At 51.0% G+C, this 17427-nt stretch carries 17 protein-coding genes and 1 pseudogene; 4 read left to right on the top strand and 14 right to left on the bottom strand.

Annotated features, from left to right (window positions below; genetic code table 11):
- Positions 1-142 precede the first annotated feature (142 nt).
- The 10 genes from AB7M22_RS15955 to AB7M22_RS15910 form a co-directional block, all read right to left on the bottom strand.
- Positions 143-1618 carry a pyridoxal phosphate-dependent decarboxylase family protein gene (locus AB7M22_RS15955; RefSeq protein ID WP_454187040.1) on the bottom strand — a complete coding sequence of 492 codons (1476 nt, stop codon included), beginning with the start codon at positions 1616-1618 and terminating at the stop codon, positions 143-145.
- On the bottom strand, positions 1611-3026 hold the full coding sequence (locus AB7M22_RS15950; RefSeq protein WP_454187039.1) for a diaminobutyrate--2-oxoglutarate transaminase family protein: 1416 nt from the start codon (positions 3024-3026) through the stop codon (positions 1611-1613). Before AB7M22_RS15950 ends, AB7M22_RS15955 begins: the two co-directional genes overlap by 8 nt.
- A gap of 53 nt (positions 3027-3079) precedes the next feature.
- Positions 3080-4456, bottom strand: a complete 1377-nt coding sequence (locus AB7M22_RS15945; RefSeq protein ID WP_454187038.1) for a lysine N(6)-hydroxylase/L-ornithine N(5)-oxygenase family protein — start codon at positions 4454-4456, stop codon at positions 3080-3082.
- Positions 4457-4531: 75 nt separating this feature from the next.
- Positions 4532-4981, bottom strand: coding sequence for a GNAT family N-acetyltransferase (locus AB7M22_RS15940; protein ID WP_454187037.1), 450 nt, complete (start codon positions 4979-4981; stop codon positions 4532-4534).
- A gap of 15 nt (positions 4982-4996) precedes the next feature.
- Complete coding sequence (locus AB7M22_RS15935) at positions 4997-5431, bottom strand: VOC family protein (protein ID WP_454187036.1); 435 nt, start codon at positions 5429-5431, stop codon at positions 4997-4999.
- Between the two features lies 1 nt (position 5432).
- Positions 5433-7133: a non-ribosomal peptide synthetase gene (locus AB7M22_RS15930; protein WP_454187035.1), complete on the bottom strand. Its 1701-nt coding sequence runs from the start codon at positions 7131-7133 to the stop codon at positions 5433-5435.
- Positions 7130-8074, bottom strand: a complete 945-nt coding sequence (locus AB7M22_RS15925; protein ID WP_454187034.1) for a 3-oxoacyl-[acyl-carrier-protein] synthase III C-terminal domain-containing protein — start codon at positions 8072-8074, stop codon at positions 7130-7132. The genes AB7M22_RS15930 and AB7M22_RS15925 overlap by 4 nt, the downstream gene beginning before the upstream one ends.
- 206 nt (positions 8075-8280) lie before the next feature.
- Positions 8281-8763, bottom strand: a complete 483-nt coding sequence (locus AB7M22_RS15920) for a cupin domain-containing protein (RefSeq protein WP_454187033.1) — start codon at positions 8761-8763, stop codon at positions 8281-8283.
- Between the two features lie 812 nt (positions 8764-9575).
- Entirely contained in the window at positions 9576-10547 is a 972-nt protein-coding gene (locus tag AB7M22_RS15915) for a tyrosine-type recombinase/integrase (RefSeq protein WP_454187032.1), read from the bottom strand.
- Between the two features lie 68 nt (positions 10548-10615).
- Positions 10616-10963: a hypothetical protein gene (locus tag AB7M22_RS15910; RefSeq protein WP_454187031.1), complete on the bottom strand. Its 348-nt coding sequence runs from the start codon at positions 10961-10963 to the stop codon at positions 10616-10618.
- Positions 10964-11192: 229 nt separating this feature from the next.
- Between AB7M22_RS15910 and AB7M22_RS15905 the strand changes: the two genes are divergently transcribed.
- Positions 11193-11609: a sigma factor-like helix-turn-helix DNA-binding protein gene (locus AB7M22_RS15905; protein WP_454187030.1), complete on the top strand. Its 417-nt coding sequence runs from the start codon at positions 11193-11195 to the stop codon at positions 11607-11609.
- A gap of 243 nt (positions 11610-11852) precedes the next feature.
- Here the strand turns inward: AB7M22_RS15905 and AB7M22_RS15900 are convergent, their stop codons facing one another.
- The 4 genes and pseudogenes from AB7M22_RS15900 to AB7M22_RS15885 form a co-directional block, all read right to left on the bottom strand.
- Complete coding sequence (locus AB7M22_RS15900; protein WP_454187029.1) at positions 11853-13478, bottom strand: hypothetical protein; 1626 nt, start codon at positions 13476-13478, stop codon at positions 11853-11855.
- Between the two features lie 21 nt (positions 13479-13499).
- Entirely contained in the window at positions 13500-14258 is a 759-nt protein-coding gene (locus AB7M22_RS15895) for a hypothetical protein (RefSeq protein WP_454187028.1), read from the bottom strand.
- 228 nt (positions 14259-14486) lie between these two features.
- On the bottom strand, positions 14487-14642 hold the full coding sequence (locus AB7M22_RS15890) for a DUF4113 domain-containing protein (protein WP_454188824.1): 156 nt from the start codon (positions 14640-14642) through the stop codon (positions 14487-14489).
- 54 nt (positions 14643-14696) lie between these two features.
- Positions 14697-14809: pseudogene (locus AB7M22_RS15885) on the bottom strand (IS66 family transposase); the annotation flags it as partial.
- 183 nt (positions 14810-14992) lie between these two features.
- On the opposite strand from AB7M22_RS15885, the gene AB7M22_RS15880 reads away from it, so the two are divergent.
- The 3 genes from AB7M22_RS15880 to AB7M22_RS15870 all read left to right on the top strand — a co-directional run bounded on the left by AB7M22_RS15880 (position 14993) and on the right by AB7M22_RS15870 (position 17423).
- Positions 14993-15796, top strand: a complete 804-nt coding sequence (locus tag AB7M22_RS15880; RefSeq protein WP_454187027.1) for an AbiJ-NTD4 domain-containing protein — start codon at positions 14993-14995, stop codon at positions 15794-15796.
- An 18-nt stretch (positions 15797-15814) separates the two neighbouring features.
- The gene (locus AB7M22_RS15875; protein ID WP_454187026.1) at positions 15815-16351 is read left to right on the top strand and encodes a hypothetical protein; all 537 of its coding nucleotides are present in this window, start codon (positions 15815-15817) and stop codon (positions 16349-16351) included.
- A 166-nt stretch (positions 16352-16517) separates the two neighbouring features.
- The gene (locus AB7M22_RS15870) at positions 16518-17423 is read left to right on the top strand and encodes an abortive infection family protein (RefSeq protein ID WP_454187025.1); all 906 of its coding nucleotides are present in this window, start codon (positions 16518-16520) and stop codon (positions 17421-17423) included.
- The last annotated feature ends 4 nt before the right edge of the window (positions 17424-17427 follow it).

Below are 17427 nucleotides of genomic sequence, written 5' to 3'. Positions count from 1 at the left end.
ATGGCGAGCACCGCGACGAGTCAACCGACCGATGATGATTTCACTTTCAACTTTCGCTTTAATGCGTCGTTGGGGGCCAAGCCGGCACTCCGTAGATGCCGTCTTGACTCTCATCGCGTAACAGCGGGATTTGGGGCCGGCGTTATTCCAAATCCGGTTGATGAAGATTGATCGCACAACGCTCGATATCAGAGACTAACTGTTTGAAGTTCTCCATTGTCAGACAGGGGTTAAGCAAGGTGAGCTTCAGCGCAGTTTTGCCCTCGATTACCGTCTCGCCCACAACAGCCGTCCCGGTCTTCAGTAACGCCAGGCGCAACGCTTTGTTGATCCTGTCCAGGGCATCGTCGCTGAAGCCTCCCGTATACCGGAAGAGCACCGTTGAAAGCGCGGGGGTCGCCAGTAATTCGAAATCCGGACGCTGTGCAATCAGCAGTGAGACCTCCTGGGCCTGCAACAAAAGATGATCGACCATTGCTCCCAGGGTCTGGGTGCCCACGGTCCGCAGTGACAGGAAAACCTTGAGTGCATCGAACCGTCGCGTCGTAGAAACCGTGAAGTCGACAAGATTAGGCAATTCGTCATCTTCACGATTCAGGTAATCGGCACGATGAAGCAGATGCTTGAAGTGCTTGCGATCGCCCATGAGCAGTGCCCCGCAACTGATCGGCTGAAACCACATTTTGTGAAAGTCCAACGCAATCGAATGTGCAAGATCAATACCGGCCAGTCGATCTCGAGCGTGGCTGAATATCAATGCACTGCCGTAAGCCGCATCGACATGGAGCCATATATTTTCCTGCCGAGCTATCCGTGCAAGCGCGTACAAATCGTCGACTGCGCCGTGATCGGTGGTACCCGCAGTCCCGACAATTGCAAAGGGCAAAAGCCCCTCGCTTTTCAGGCGGGTCAGCGTTTGTTCAAGCGCAGCAACAATGATTGATCCGTCTGGATGGGTGGGAACACGCACAACCGAGCGCTGGCCAAGGCCCATGATCGTCGCCGCCTTGTCAACGGTCACATGGCTCTTGTCAGAGGCGATGATTCGCAATCTGCCTGCATAGTCAGGCAGACCATCAAGCTGAACGTTATGCCCGCTTCTTTCAAAAATGAAACGATCGCGCGCGATCAAAAGCGCCATGATGTTGCTTTGCGTACCACCGCTGGTAAACACTCCATTGGAGCTGCCCACAAACCCATATATATCGCACAGCTCTCTCACGACACGCTGCTCGACATACGTGGCTGCGCCTGACTGATCCCACGAATCCATGGAAAGGTTTTGCGCAGAGATAAAGTTCTCCGCGGCAACTCCAGCGATAAACGGAGGCGTATGCAAGTGAGCAATGCAGTGGGGGTGCTGAACGATGATGGCATTTGCCGCGATCAGTTCGGATACTTCCTTGATAGCCTGATCCATCGGAATGATATCGTCGCTGGCCAGCGACTGGCAGGATATCTGCTCTTTCAGCGCATTGAGTTCCATTCCCGAGTAAGGCCTGGATGCCGCCTCAATCATTGTGGCTATTTCATGCGTGCACTGATTGATTGTCTCGCGATAGGCCTCTGCACCCCGTGGACCGGTGTGCAGAAAGTGCTGGGTCCAGGCGTTATTCATGACGAGCTCGCGAAGTTGACTCCAAGGCATGAGCAAACACGCGCACGGCAAAGTCGATTTGTGATCGGGTCACGTTCAAGGGAGGCAGGAACCTTAGCACCGCGCCGTATCGGCCGCCCTTTTCCATGATCAAACCCTTGCTCAAGGCTTCTCGCTGTATCAGTGCCGCGCGCTCTGGATCTGGCAACGGATCACCCAGTTGATCCGTCTTCCCTGATCTGGCGATCTCGACACCGACCATCAGACCTTTGCCCCGGACTTCCGCGATGCAGGGGTGCTGTTCTCGAAGTGCAGCGAGGCCCTCCATGAGACGCTTTCCCATGAAGGTTGCGTTCTGTGCCAGATCATCGCGTTGGATAATTTCCAGCGTCGTCGTTCCCGCAACCATCGCCAATTGATTGCCCCGAAACGTACCGGCGTGCTCTCCAGAATGCCATGTATCAAGGTGCTTTCTAAATACAAGGCACGACAATGGAAGCCCACCGCCGATAGCTTTGGACATCACCAGAATATCCGGCAAAACCTGTGCGTGCTCGAAGGCGAAATTCTTGCCGGAGCGCCCCACCCCACACTGGATCTCGTCAAAAATCAGCAGGATATCGAGCTCGTCACAGATGCGGCGGATCTCTTGAAGCCAGTAGGCGGAGGCCGGAATGACGCCACCTTCCCCTTGAATAGGCTCAACAATGATGGCTGCCGGTTTGACAATGCCGCTCTCTTGGTCGTGTAGAACAGACTCGATATAGCGTATCGACGCGCGATCACCGGCCTCGCCGCCCAACCCGAACTTACAGCGCAAACTATAGGGGAAAGGGAAAAAGTGGACGCCAGGCATCAACCCCGAACGGCGGTGCTTTGCGTTCAAATTACCCATAAGTGCCAATGAACCATTGGTCATGCCATGGTACGCGCCGTGAAACGAAGCAATATTGTCTCGACCTGTAAATTGCTTGGCAATTTTAAGGGCCGCTTCCACGGCATCGGAGCCGGATGGTCCGCAGAATTGAATACAGGCGTTTTTGGAAAAATCGCCTGGCAAGAACGCCATCACCGACTTGATGAACTCGTCCTTCACCGGTGTCATGACGTCGAGCGTTTGAAACGGCATCAGTGACTGGACCTGATCGGCTATAGCCTGATTCACCTCGGCATTGTTATGTCCAAGTGGAAGCGCGCCGGCACCTGAAAGGAAGTCCAGATAGACTTGTCCGTGGGTGTCCTCAATGAAGGCTCCCTGGGCTCGCGCAATAGTGAAAGGAAAGCGCAACGGGTACGAACGCACTTGAGACTCAAGGTGTTCCTGGTTCAGGAATGCTTGATCTTTGGGGAATGTATAGTCAGGTAAATCAGCAGCATGGTCTTCGATGGAAAGTCCAAAGGCGTGCATATGCGGTAACGAAATAGACATAGGGATTCTATCGCAGAGTTTCAGTTTTAGTGACGAGTACCAGGAGTAATGCTTTAGGCGGATGACGCAGTAAGGGTAGGGAGCAACGATACCGAAGACTCGACGTTTTCGGACCACTGAGCAGCAATGCCAAAACTCTGGAACACGTTCTGCTGACGGATAGTGTAGTAATCCCGGCCCAAGAGATGATTGACGATACTCGCACTTCGGCAGGCTCCCATTCCAAGGTCGGGGGCGCCGACGCCGTGGGAGTGGATCTCCGCATTCTGCACGTAGATGTTTCCTGGCACATGAGGTGTCGTCTTCAATGTGTAATCGCGATTAACGACCGGGTGCCCCGAACTATCGAATTCAAACCACTTTGCCAGCGACGAAAGACAGTCCGGGAACACATACTCATAGCCGGTCGCCAAGACGAGGGCGTCGGTCTGGAACGAAAATTTCTTCTGCATGTCCAGCTGTCGAAAGCTGACAGACATTTTATTTTCGTTCACTTCAATGTTTTCCAGTTCGCTACGCGCCTGGATGACAATAGGCCATTTTTTTTCAATCGACTGAATGTAAAGGCAATCGTAAATATCTTTGATCGTATCGGTAGAGATGCCTTTGTACCAGTGCCCTTGGCCGCGCAGTGTCGACAATCGGCTTTGTTCCGGTAATTTGTGGAAGTACTCAACATAATCCGGAGAGAAGTGTTCAACCCCGAGTTTGGAGTATTCCATGGAGAGAAATCCACGGCTGCGGGAGAGCCAATTGATGTCATACCCGAATGTTGGCTGTTCTCTAAGCAGATCCAAAAATATTTCTGCAGCACTCTGACCGCTGCCCACCAGGGTGATGCTGTTTTGTTGCTGAAGCTGTTCTTTTTTCTGTAGATAGTTTGACGAGTGGATGCACCCTTTGTGATTCTGAAGCGGCTGCGCAACGGCGGGCCAGCTAGGCACAGTGCCGACACCCAGCACAATATCCTTGCCTAAATAACTGGACAGCTCTTTTGTATGCTCATCCAAAACAGTCAAACGGAACAGATCGTCAACGATCTCGATAGACATCACCCGTTTTGAAAACTGGATGTTATCCAAACGTTCGCTAACCCACTGACAGTAGCGGTTGTACTCCACTCGGGGGATATGAAAGCTCTCGTAAGCGCAGAACTGATAAAGGCGTCCCTGTTCGTGCAAATAATTCAGGTAGCTATAAGGGCTTTTGGGGTCAACCATTGTCACCAGGTCGGCCATGAATGGCACTTGCAGCGTAGCGTCACCAATCAGCATGCCTGAGTGCCAATGGAAACACTCCTTGGCCTCAAAAAACAGACTCCGGATAGACTCGACTGGCTGCAGAAGAGAGCAAAGCCCGAGATTGAAAGGGCCTACGCCTACGCCAAGCAAATCATAAACTTGATTATTTGAAGAGTTCACGCGAAACATTCCATATTCCTGGCTAAGTGAAGGCTGGCCTCACGTCCCTATAATTGATGTCGCCACGGCGACATCAAACAGTGTCTACATGTTTAAAAATTTATGATAGGTAATGAAATTCTTTTCCTGCTCATACCCCAGCGATTCATAAAGTGCCTGTGCCGCTTTATTGGTTATAGCGGTGTCGAGACTTAAGCGTTGGACGCCTTCGGCCTTGAACGTTTCAGACAAATAATGCATCAGGTGACGAGCATACCCCTGCTTCCTCGCAGACGGATCGACGTACAAGTCGTAAAGCCAATAGAAAGGCTTCATGGCCAGCGAACACAGGGTCGGATAAAGCTGGGCAAATGCCACGGCTTTACCACTGTCATCCAACAAGAGATAAATTTTCGATTTCTCATTGTCGAGATTGGATTTAATAAAGCTGTACGAGGTCGCTAGATCGTCGGCCTGCTCGTAAAACATCCGGTACTGATTGAAAAGATACGCAACCTGATCCAACTGCTGTGGTCCGCATTGAATGATTTTCATGATCGCACTCAGCGGTTAGTTGATTTGACCAATTTCGATTTGTACATCGTTGATGTCGCGGAAAAAGAACGCCTGGTAGCCACCCAGTTCGCGGGCAGTGTAGGGTTTGTCGGTGGTAGGCTTAAGCCCCAATGCCGTGACGCGCTCGAAAATCTCGTCGATATTTTCAACCATAAAGGCCAGGTGGATGCCGCCAGCGTCATTGTGATTAGTCACAACGTGGCGACCTTTCGAACTATAGTGCTCGATCAATTCAAAGTCGCGACGACCAATCCTTACCATGCACGATTTGTAATCAGGCTGCTTGACGTTAATGACTTGTCCAACACCATCACCGCTGACATGCACAGCTTCTTCATAAACTTCGACAGTGGTCAGTTGACGATAGAACTTGATGGTCTCATCAATGCTCAATACCGTGAGACCTATATGATTCATTGCAGCCAACATCCTATTCGCTCCTTTTGTGTATTGCAGAAACCAGAAATTCCAGCGTGGGTTTATCAAGAAAGTCCATAAAATCTATCGTCAAGCCAAATGCCTGCTCAATGGCAGCCAGCAGATGCATTATATTGATCGATGATCCACCCAGATCCCGAAAGTTAGAATCGGGTCGTAGATGATCAATGGGCAAATTCAGTTCGGTCGACCATAACTCAGCCAGCGCAGTAGACGTTGGATCGGTCGGCAACGGTGCTTGACTGGCTAGGTTTACGGGAGAGTAGGGCGGCAAACTGTGCAGATCAACTTTGCCGCTATTCTTATAGGGCATCGTATCCAGCGTCACGAAATACTGCGGTACCTTGTAATCAGGCAACTGCTCTAAAAGCTTCTGACGCAACGCCCCTGACTCGATCGGCAAAGGCGCTACGATATAGGCTACGAGGGTGCCTTCCGGTGAAGCGATCAAGGCGACTTCCTGATAGCCGAGCGCGTACAGTGTTGCCTCGATCTCCTCAAGTTCTATACGAAAACCCCTGATTTTCACCTGTCGATCCACACGCCCGAGAAACCGGATCTCACCATCCCCGTCAATTTCGACAATATCGCCGGTCTTGTATAAAACTGAGCTATCCAGTTCGGGACGTCTTGCAAACTTTGTCGCGGTAGCTGCGATATCGTTGTGATAGCCCGCCGCAACAGCAACACCCGCGACGTTTAACTCGCCACGAGTGGCGGGTTGCTGGTTTTCGTCCAGGACATATAAACGAACCCCCTGGATGGCGTTACCGATATTGTTGGCGGGTGTCGTCTCGTCCATGCGTTTGCAACTGACTAATACTGTGCACTCGGTAGGGCCGTAGAGGTTGTACAACACCCGTCCCTTTGACCAGTCGCTTATGGATTGCGGATTACAGGACTCTCCACCGGTGAGAATAACCTTGAGCGTTGGAAATCGCGTCGGCGCGAACACCGTCAACAAGGAGGGCGGCAGGAAGGCTTGCGTCACCTCATGCTGCGTGCAAAACCGCGCAAGAGATGACTCCGACATGCGTTGCGCAGCATCCGGAATGCACAGCGCTGCACCGCTTAGCAGGGTGGGGAACACATCAAGTACAGACGCATCAAAATTTATCGTCGAGTACTGTAGAATTCTTGACCCAGGCGCAAGAGAGAACTGGGTAATCGCCCAATCCACCAGGTTCAGCAAATTACTGTTGGTGATATCAACGCCCTTGGGTTGACCTGTAGAACCGGAAGTAAAGATGGTGTAGCAAATATCAGTCCCGATCGGTTCAACGCTGTTCGAGCCTACACCATTACCCTGGTGCTCCGAAGTCGAGGCGCTGAGCGAAAGGCTCTCAATCCATTTGGCTGTCAGTATCAACTCGCATTTAGAGGCACTGATGATGCGATGTCTTGCTTCCTCGGTAGCCTGCGGATCAACAGGAACGTAGCCAGCACCCGCCGCCAATATCGCCAATATCGAGACGTAAAGATCTATACCCTTGTCAAGGGAAACACCCACCCTGTCGATATGAGAAACTGGCCGCCCGACATGTTCGCGGAACCAGTGATCGATCTCAGCCGCCAGGCAGGTGACACGCTCGCTTAGCTGAGCGTAATTCAACACTTGATCGTCGGTAATCAGTGCTGGCGCATTCATATTGCGCTCAGCTACCGAATAAAATCGCGCGATGATACTGTTCATACGCAGGGCCGTTGCGACTCGGAAACACGTTTGATGACGCAAGCACCCGACTGAAACGGTCCGGTGCTGAATAGTAAAATGTTATCGCCAACGGCGATTTTCTTCTCGTCGCTCAAATACTTCAAATTGATTATGTTGTCCGAGTTGAAGCAATGTGCGTGTTCTGGCAGTTTGTTGATTACAGCTTTCGAGTAAGCGACCCCTGCGAGCTGGCAGAAAAGTCGGGTGATATCCAATGTGTAGTTATTGCAAATATAATGCTGTATAGAGCTGGCTGCCAGATTGGCACTGGCGTAAGTACGCTTGATCAGACTTGAAATGCTTCGCATCTCTTGATCCGACGATGGGTTTGATATTTGCGTGGTGTCAGATGTGTATTCAACTTTACCCATCAGCTCATACTCCATTCCTTGAGCGTTGCTGCTCAGTATGCAGGAGGCTGCTGCATCGCCTGTTACGTAGGTAAAGTCCGTCCCTTCGCCATAGATACGCTGTAGCTTTTGTCCTGCCTGATCAAAGCTGATGAGAAGTACACGCGAGCAATTCCCTGACGCAATAAGGCCTGCGCCTAAACGCAGAGCGGCATGGAAGCCCGCGCAGCCTGTCAGGCCGATCTGATATTGAGGTGTGTTTTCCAGCTGCAATCGGCGGCTCAAATCCTCCAGCCAATTGATGTCGAGATTGTTCTGGGCATCCAGCATATTGGAGACGAGAAACACGGCATCCATATCGCCCGCCGTCAAACCCGCTGAGGCCAGTGACTGCGTAACGGAACGGACGACGAGATCGAAAATGCTCTCTTGATAGTGTGAGAAATTGGCGACCCCATTTTCAGGTCGGCGCAACAGTGCACACGTCTCGGAGTTCGGTATGGCTGTTTCGATGTTGACCGTTTCGCCCGCAGCGTACTCCGCTGCCCCCACATACACGGAGTGTGGCATGTCTTGTCCTTTCAAATAGATTAAGTACGCTGCCGGACAGTCATCCTGACACGGCAAAAACTGTCGTTGGCGCGGGCGCCAACGACATGTTTTATAATATTGAAGTGTAAAATCAGTCAGTTCGGTTAATTAACAAGCCGCGTGCGCATCATCGCAAGAAAGCACAGGCAATCTTATTATTCGAAGGCACACGGTTGGGGGTTAACTTAGTCTTTCCAGTACAGCGGGTGGCGAACTGTAACTTTTGTGATAGGCAAGGGTTGATCCCAAATACCTTTGAAGCCTTGGGGCAGTACAAATATATCACCCGCCGCATAGGTCACCACTGTCCCGCCAAGCTCAGTGATGGTGACGTTACCGCTGATGAGATTGATGACTTCCGTTTCAGGCCAGCTCAGGAGTTTCAACTTGACGGGATCGATCTCGCAAACCTCGACCGCTGCTTGTTGACTCTTGGCTGTATAGGGAACATGACACCGATAGGAAAAGTGCGTGCCGTTCATGACTTGATAGTGCTGAGGATCGCTGTCCGGCGCATTGACTGTTTTGACGCTTGCAGGAACGTTTTTTTCGATTGGCATAGAATGCCGAGTGGGAACATCATTGGCATGGCAGATACCAAGAGCCGACACCGCCCATACCGAAACGCTTACCCAACTAAAAACGGTTTTAATGACTTTATTGATCATGTGTCTACTCCCTGACTAATGCTCAATTCTGCTGTTACTCGCTTTTTTATAAAAAAAACGAGTTCTAGCTCTGCACTGTGAAAAATCCTTTTCCATTTAACGCTGGGCGATTCTAGATCAACCCCAAGGTCTTTTACAAGTGTCGACGCTGATTGAAAACTGCCCCACCGGGGGGGGGCGGTAAAAAACTGGGTCAACTCGTCATCGGCGCCAACACTATAGACACAGCCCTGAAAGAGTTGTCGCAAGACAGCCCCAAGACCATTCAGTCCACGAAAGCTGGGTGGTCTTGGGTTTCTAAATTAGGTGGTTTGAAGGTTTTCGCAAAACCGATCGACTGCATTTATCGACTGATGCTGCCTGTCGCCATCGGCGGTATTGGGTCGTTCCCTGCTGATCAAATCCGATGAAATCGGTGGTCTGCGACCCGTTGCTGGTCCAACCGGAGTTAGGTTCGCTGTCGTTCATACGGTGCTCTACTGCGTTCCAGTCGTACCCTTGGAAAAGTCCACTCACCGAAGGACCCTTCCGTGTGGATGACCACACCCGAATTTTCCATGGTGATTACTCGGTGGAAACCGGTAGCAACGCTCAATACTGAGGCTGCTCGCAGACTGAGGGTACACATAGAGGTAGAAAATTTTCGAACTAAAAAATTCCCTTTATTTTCAATAACAAAGAGAAAGGTTCGATTCCGGTTTCGCGACCCATGCCGATTTGGCAGATGGCCGCCTGACGCGAAGGGCTGCACTCAACCCGATGCAGACATTCAGGAATGTCTGCGTTCGACAGCTGACTCCTTACCACCTCCTTCAATAGCGCACTTTGTACGTAGGAGAGTCCTCCGGTCGTGAGTGGCGGCGGTCGTACATCCGCGTAGTGCTGGTATTGGCGTGCCCTAACCAGACCTGGACCATTGCAATATCAGCTTCGTGCTCTAGGGCATTGGTCGCCGCCGTTGCGCGCAGACCGTGGACGCCCAATTCGGCTACATCGATGCCGGCAGCTTTGGCGTAGTCTCCGACCATCGCATACAGGCCATTGGCGCTAATGCGGGCGCCGGTCTGCCGGCCGCGCAAAGGCTTAAACAGTGGCGCTTTCGGATTGTCCAGCTGATGCCCGGAGTTTTTCAAATACGTATAGATGCGTTCAGCCGCTACCGGATGAAGCGGGACGAAACGTAATTTCCCGCCCTTGCCATGAATCCTTAAATGCTTGATGCCGCGCCGCTCCAGGATGTCCGCCACTTTTAATAACGCCGCTTCCTCGCGGCGCAGGCCGTGGTACAGCAACACGGCGAGAATCGCCCGATCCCGCTGGCCTTTCAGGGTGTCCGGATCCGGCGCATCGAGTAGTGCCTTGGCTTGGTGATCGCCCAAGGCCGGGGTCTTGCCTTCACTGCTGTCGATCTTCGGCCGCTTGACGCCGTGCACCGGGTTGCCGCCGGCCACCGCGTTGCTCTCCAACAGGTGATCGAAGAAGCTAGCCAGCGCCGCCAGTTTGCGGCGGATGGTCGCCCCGGCCAGCCCGCGCTGTTCCAGATCGGCACGCCAGGCCAGCACATGCGCGCGGGTCACGGCGCGAAACTCTTCCGCGCCGCTGAGGCCGACAAAGCTGCAGAAGTCCTGCAGGTCATTCTGATAGGCGCGGCGGGTGCGTGGGTTGTCGAGATTGGCGAACCATTCGACCGCCGCCGGCACCGCGGCCAGGTCTTGGAATTCGGCCGCGGTGAGCCGGCGCTCATTACTCGGTTGTACCAGGTCGGTCGTCGTCGCTTGGGTCATGCCATCTCGTCTCTCAGGGAATCATGACCCGTGGCCTTTCTAGGCCTCACGGGTCATTCCGTTTTTAGTCAGTCCAGCGGCTGTTTCTCACGATCCAGGCCTCCGGCGTCTTTCCAGGCTTCAAAGCGATGGGTGGCCGCGCCGAAACTGATGTCCATTTCGGCCCCGACGGCGTAGCGGCTTTTCCCTGCATCAAACAGTCGGTAGCAGACCTCGATGCCCCGTGGGGTGAGTTTGCCGTTATCCAGTTTGTTGGCCGGATCACGCGGATTGAGCTCGGGGCCCTCCGCGGCATCGGGTACCGGGGCCAGCAGCGATTTCAGGTTGGCAAATCCGGTCATCACGCGTTCCAGGCCGGCGGTGATGTTGTCGATGGCTTCACCAACAGCTTTTGGGTCGTAGTGGGTAGTAGTCATGGTTTTTATCTCGCTTTGTGTAGGTAGGTAATCTAAGGACAGAGATTAACGAGTCAGATCACTGACGGCAAGAACTATTTGTAACCTACCTATAGATAGAGATTTCAGTAAAACTCGAGGCAAAACCTTAATTGGTGATAACGGTTTTTATCACCAATTAATCAGCCATTGACGTTTACTGGTAATAATATCTAATATTTCGAATATCAAAATTATCAGGAGTTGGAAGATGGCAGAAGAACTCAACGATCCTTCAGGGTATGTGATCAAGACCGAGAGCCAAGCTATGACCAGGTCGCAAGTCGCAGCCACCCATCGATCCTTTCAGGAGATGAACGACGCCCTTCTAGCTGTCGAGCGTCAGTTGTTGCATGAGGATCTTAGTGCTGCTAACGCGCTGGAGGTCGCCCAAAAAATGGTGTTGGCATCTGACCTTCGGAAAAGACTTCAAGCTGCTGCACCGGTATTACAAGCAGTCACGCCTAGGGCGGGCAACGCTCGATTGACCGACCGAGAACGCACGGAGATACAGGGTTACTACATGACCGGGAACTACACACAGGAGCAGCTTGCTTCTCAGTTTCAGGTTAGCCAGGCCACCGTCAGTAACATTGTTAGTGACGATGATGACGATAAAGATGCCTGAATACGCAGTCCCATGTCAGATTGCATAACCCCACCTCGCTGCAGTCGGTGGAACAGGCGCTGCGTCAGAACATTGAAATGGTCCTCGCTTATCTGCCTTAAGGAAGAGAGGTAGATGCCGATCACGCCCAGAGAGGGCCAATCCCCCAGATACAACAAAGCCCGCCTATGCGGGCTTTCTTTTAATACTTTTAAATTTGACAGTTCAATCACTTCAAACAGACTTTTAAAAACAATATGGATCTTACAAATCTAACCAGTCGTAGTCTTGTAGCCGATCAAAAAGTATTTCAAGGACAATGCTTTCAGGGATTAAAAGCTGGGAACCAGGTACTGCCTCAAGTATAACCTTCCACTCTCTAAAGGGGTTATCATTCCATAGTAAAGGAGCACCAAAAAAATTGTCGTCGCCTTTTTCTGGGGCCCTCAGAGTACTAAAGCCTAGAATAATAGTGTCTGAGTTCTTTGGAGTAATTCGAACGATGCATGGGCTATAATTATTTTCATTCGGAGAGAAAATTCGAATACCGCGAAGAAGTGCTGTCGGGAGCTTTGGTAATTCGTTTTTGAAACTACAGTTGCCTTGCCAAGTGGTACCTTCGGCCGCCCCTAATACTGAGGTTATCATGCTCTCACGCGTCATTCTCTGCGATAATCCGTGCATCCACTCTTGTATCCCAACAAGTACCCCCTCAACTTCAACAAGTTTTTCCCCTCGATCTGCTTCGTCTCCCTGTAATGCGATAAGTAAGCTTCTAGAGATTTCTTTTGGAAGCGCCTTGTCTAGCGTGATGTTGATTGACTGTATCAGTGACCATGCCCTTTCTCTTAAGTCTCGAATTGCCGAAATATAACGTGCAGCCACATCTGCTTGGCGCTCTGATAAATTAGATGTACTGTTTGTTAAAAATGAAGCTATGGTATAGTGCTGGTCGGATAGTAATTTTAGTCTGTCATTTGTGCTTTCTCGCAGTGAAGCAATATCATTGGATCTTTCAATTAACGCCTGCTCTGCCTTCTCTATTGCGATAAGTTGTACCTTGGCTGCAAATACCTCGTCCTCAAATAACTTAAGTGACCACTCGGCCGGTAGTTCGTCTTCTATTTTTGCTGCTACAAGTGCAACACTAACTAATTTATTGTCAGTGCCTTCGGAAAATTTTTCGTAGTCTGCGGAGGCTGGCGATTCTACGAAGCTTATCTTGCCGTCAGGTAGTGGATCTCTCTTTATTTGAATTTCATTTCTCAACCGCGCGGCGAGGCGCAATTTTGTGTCATTCTCTTGTCTCGCTTTATAGATGGATTCCAAATTATCTATTTTTTCCTTGATTCTGTTTTTTTGCGTTTTTATTTGATCCTGAGTTTGCAATATATCCTTTTCTTCAAGGAGTAGGCGCGAAATTTCCTCGTTCTTAACCTGCGATATACGGATAGCAATTTCGTTTAATTGTACGTTGTATGCAGTGATAGCTGTAGTTAGGGAAAGCCAGTCTGCTGAGGCGGTTCTGGCCTCGCCAAGTGACCGAAAAGTAGCGGCTAACCATAGTTCATAATTTATTTTGGATTTTACGGGTTTCTGCTTTAATGAATTGTATTTTAATAGCTTGGCCTTAAGTATATCTTCGAAGTCATCGGGAAAGGTTGGCCGGGTTGGTTTAGGGTATTCGGGGATTTTCAGGTTTGGCGGGAGAGTGAATTTTGGCGGATTTTTGGGGGCTGGAACCCACTTTGGGAGGGGCGGGACGTTTGGATACTTTTCAGGGTTAAGAGGTACTTCTGCCGATGGGCCTAAATCAATACTTCGAATAACTTCCGTTATTGTCTGATTCCCCAAATCAAATGGTGAGAGGTTTACCGAATTAATGTCCATCACTTTATCCTTAAGTTAAGGTTAAGCAATATTGGAAACATTTGGTGCCTTTGGTCCAGCGTCATTTCCTGTCCACTTAGTTCCTTCTCCCGTATTTAAGTGACCGTGCGAGTCAATGATCCCGTCATCGTATCCATTGTTGTTTTGTCCCGTCCGGCCGGGTTTTAATTGAGGGGCCGATTTTAGTTGCGGCGATGCTTTAGATTTGCTTGCCTCAGCTTTTTGCTGTTTATAGATCTCTTCAAGGACTTTGTCGGTTTCTGTTAATATTGATTCGAATAATTTATTTAATTCGTCCAAGCCGATTGATATAGATGGTTTTCCTGCTTTGGTCGCGGCGTCAATAAATACACCTACGGATTTGTCGATTATGTAATCTGCTGTTGCCTGAGTCTTGGTTTGGTTAGGGTCTGGTCTTCTATCGCTTGGCTTGGTTCCATAAATTGAGTCAAAGTTTCTTCCGTATGTTGTTTGAAGCTGACCGCCGTTAAATTTTCCTGTTAAATAAAATGCTGCATCAGAAGAGTAAGCTGAAGCTCCTGCCAGCCCGTAGCCACTAAGGGTTAAGCCAATTGCGGTTACGCTAATCCCAACGATTCCCACCGGTGCAGCAATAGTCATTAGCAAAGCGCCGCTGGCAGCAATTGAAGCATAGCCAATTGCTTTGGAAGCTCCGGAATTGATCATATAATCACAATATGTTTTCGCTATAGCATTAAAAATAGTGGCTGATATTTGCTTGTTCTTGATCTCTGCTTCGAATTCATGATGATTGGCCATAACGATTATTCTCATTAGCTATATAGAAGAAGTGAAGATATTCTTACTCTAGCAAATAATGTTGTGAACGAAGCTGAGATGGCTGATAAAGGCAAATTTGAACAAAGACATCAGCGGAGAAACCCAAATGTTATGTATTGGGGTTACGCTTAAATAGGTACTTTCCAATCAAAGGCAGGCACTGTGAGACATTGGAGGGGGCAGGTGGTTAGATGCAAGATTGAGCAGCTAATGGCAAAATATTTGCCATAGCTGATCGAGTTTTGTTATGTCGCTTTGGCTCTTCAAGTTGCGTCGCATGGCCCACTCAGGCGTTGCGGGCACGCTCGCCACCCGGAGCATTCCGCGGCCCCATCTGCTGTTGATAGCATCGAGAACTGACATGACCTTTGTAGCTTCACCAGCTTGAGTCAGCAAACGCACGTCGTCGGTGGGGTAGTGCAGCGCCTTTTCGGCGATCTGGCTCTGTTGGTCGCGTGCAAGTCGAAAAACTTGCGGCGTGCATGGGCCATGCAGCCGATCTCCGTGACGCCCAGTTCACTGGTAGCTCGGGCAAGAACTGAGGCCGCTTCTCAAAGCTCGTGGCTTGAATGGACCGCTGCGGGTGATTGCGCAGTCTCGGGCCAGGTCAAGCGTCGATTCCCGTTACCTATCCCAACCCCGGATTGTCAGGCATTATCGAGCCAGATCGCTATGGCGATTTGCCAGTGGACTAGGTGAGGCGGAGGATAAGGATGAAAGACTCATTTTCACGGCGTAACGGTTTCTCGCAGGTCGATGAAGCCGAAATCACTGTCCGGGAAGACGCACCGCAAGCGCTGCAGGAGTATCTGATTCAATTGAGCTACGAATGTGGTCTCAAGCCATCAGATCTGCGCCAAATCATCTGCCAGACATTGAAGGTCTTGCCCGACAAGCAGAACTGGAGTGAGAGGCCCAATATCCACGAGGAAAACGTTCAGCGGCTTGAGCAGTGCAAGTGGTTCAAGGTGTATGACGTCATTGAGCGGCTCGATGATTACCTCGGCAACCGTAATTATGACTCTGGCGTGTACGAGCACTTCACTACAGAGTTGAACGAGTTCTTCATTGAGCACGGCATAGGGTGGAAGCTGCTGGATGGTCGCATCGAAATCCGTGGCTCTGAATCCTTTGAACAGGTTTTGACCTCGGCGAAAGAAACTGAGCATCAACATGGGCACGTCACGGCCAGCAAGGAATTACACCAGGCGATTGCTGATCTTTCACGCCGACCGTCTCCAGACCCGACGGGGGCGATACAGCATGCCATGGCTTCGCTGGAGTGCGTCGCTCGGCAGGTCACTGGCGACCAACAAGCGACCCTCGGGAAGATCATGAATGATTCCCGAACTCTGATTCCAGCGCCATTGGATCAGGCTGTCATCAAAACCTGGGCGTATGCCTCGGAGTTCGGGCGGCACATCCAGGAAGGGCGTGAGCCGTCTTTCGAAGACGCAGAGCTCGTAGTTGGCCTGTGCGCCTCGGTCAGCAGCTATTTGATCAAGATATCGAAGTGACTTTAGAGGGCTCACAAGATGATCTGGGAGAGCTGGTACTGGAAACAACCGCTGCTAGAGATGGCAGATCGTCTTGAGCACCTCAAAACGGCCAGTGCCCTGTCTGATGAAGAACTTGCCCAGGTGGAACGCGACATCTTTATCGGCTTCTACTCCGTCAGGAAGCTCCTAGAGGCCCCTGCCAAGATCACCGACGAGACCCGCCACCGTTCTATCCCCCTTCATAAGCATCCAAACCTGAAGCGCGTGACATGGCGTAACAACCACCGCCTAGATGAGCTCTACGACCTCTCCAAGGCCTGTCAGGAGGGGCGAGACGTTATGTTTGTATGCGGGCGGATCATTCATAGCTTCGTTTTCGCGCCTTGTATGTCTGAGGGGGGCGGACTTGACGGGGCATTCTTCAGCTCAGATCTGGACAAGGATAAATGCCTGTACTTCATCAGTATCGATGAGGTGATTTCGTTATTTTGCCAGGTTGGGAATGATGACCCTTGCGACATTAAGTGGTCTCGTGATCCTGAGACAGGAAAAGAGACGCTTATCGTGAAGTGACCGCAGTGATAGGTGCCAAGTGGACGGGGAGTTCAGTCGATCGCGTATCGGCGGACGATGGATGGTGCTACAGCCGGTGAACGATCCCGACTGACCTAATTGCCTGGGAGGCACGGCTACAGGGCGAGAAATACGTTCCTCAGTTAACTAGCAGCAGGAAGATGATGTGATAGGAAATATTTTCAACGTTTTTTCCCGCAGGAAGGAAAACCAAGCAGCAGTCAGAAAGCCGCTGACCCCAGGCTTCAGGCAACGGACGCTCATACTGCTACGTGATGCGGGTGGCGGGAGTCTATTTGTAGCCCTTGAGCATCTCCATGGAAAATTGACCTACTTGGTGGGCCGGGTCTCATTGAGTCAACGGCAGGGATTATCTCCACATGAAGATACCCTGCAGTTCCTAACCACGTGCAGCGATGCCCACTTTCTCGATGCAGTGGAGTACATCCTGCAGGCAGACGCACATATGTGCTTGGGCGGGCGGCAAGAGGACGTCGTGACTCGATTGAACGAGTTCTTGAGCATCGATCACCTGCCTTACTTTGTCACCAAACAGGTCTGGGAGCCTTGGCAGGGCGAAGATTTCCGCAGTAGCCAGACAATAAGGCTTCTTGAGGAATCGAAGGTGATCCCCAAAGACAGTCAGGTGATCCATGAAACGGCAATTGAGCCGGCACTTCAGTTGCTCCGGCAACCCGCATTTCGCTATGCCAACACCGAGTTCATGGCCGCGCTTGAAGACTACAGGCATCGAAAATTCGGTGACTGTGTCACCAAGTGCAACGCCAGTTATGAGAGCGTCATGAAGGTGATCTGCGGCCAGAAGCGTTTCGGCTACAGCGAGGGCGATAGCACTGCAAAGCTTTTGAGAACCATCATGGCTCAGACACAGATGGAGGGGTTTTGGGAGACACCGCTGATGGTTGTGGGCACGCTTCGCAACAAGCTGAGCTCAGCCCATGGCGCAGGAGAAAACGCGAAGGTAGTGCCTGAGCATATCGCTAGGTATGCGATAAACCTCACGGCCTCAGCTATTGTGTTCCTTCACGATCAGGCCTACTCAGGCAAGTAGGCCC

This window comes from Pseudomonas sp. ADAK2 TE3594 (genome assembly GCF_053628675.1).
The sequence above is the reverse complement of the archived record's forward strand: the minus strand, read 5'-3'. Positions and strand labels throughout refer to the sequence as shown.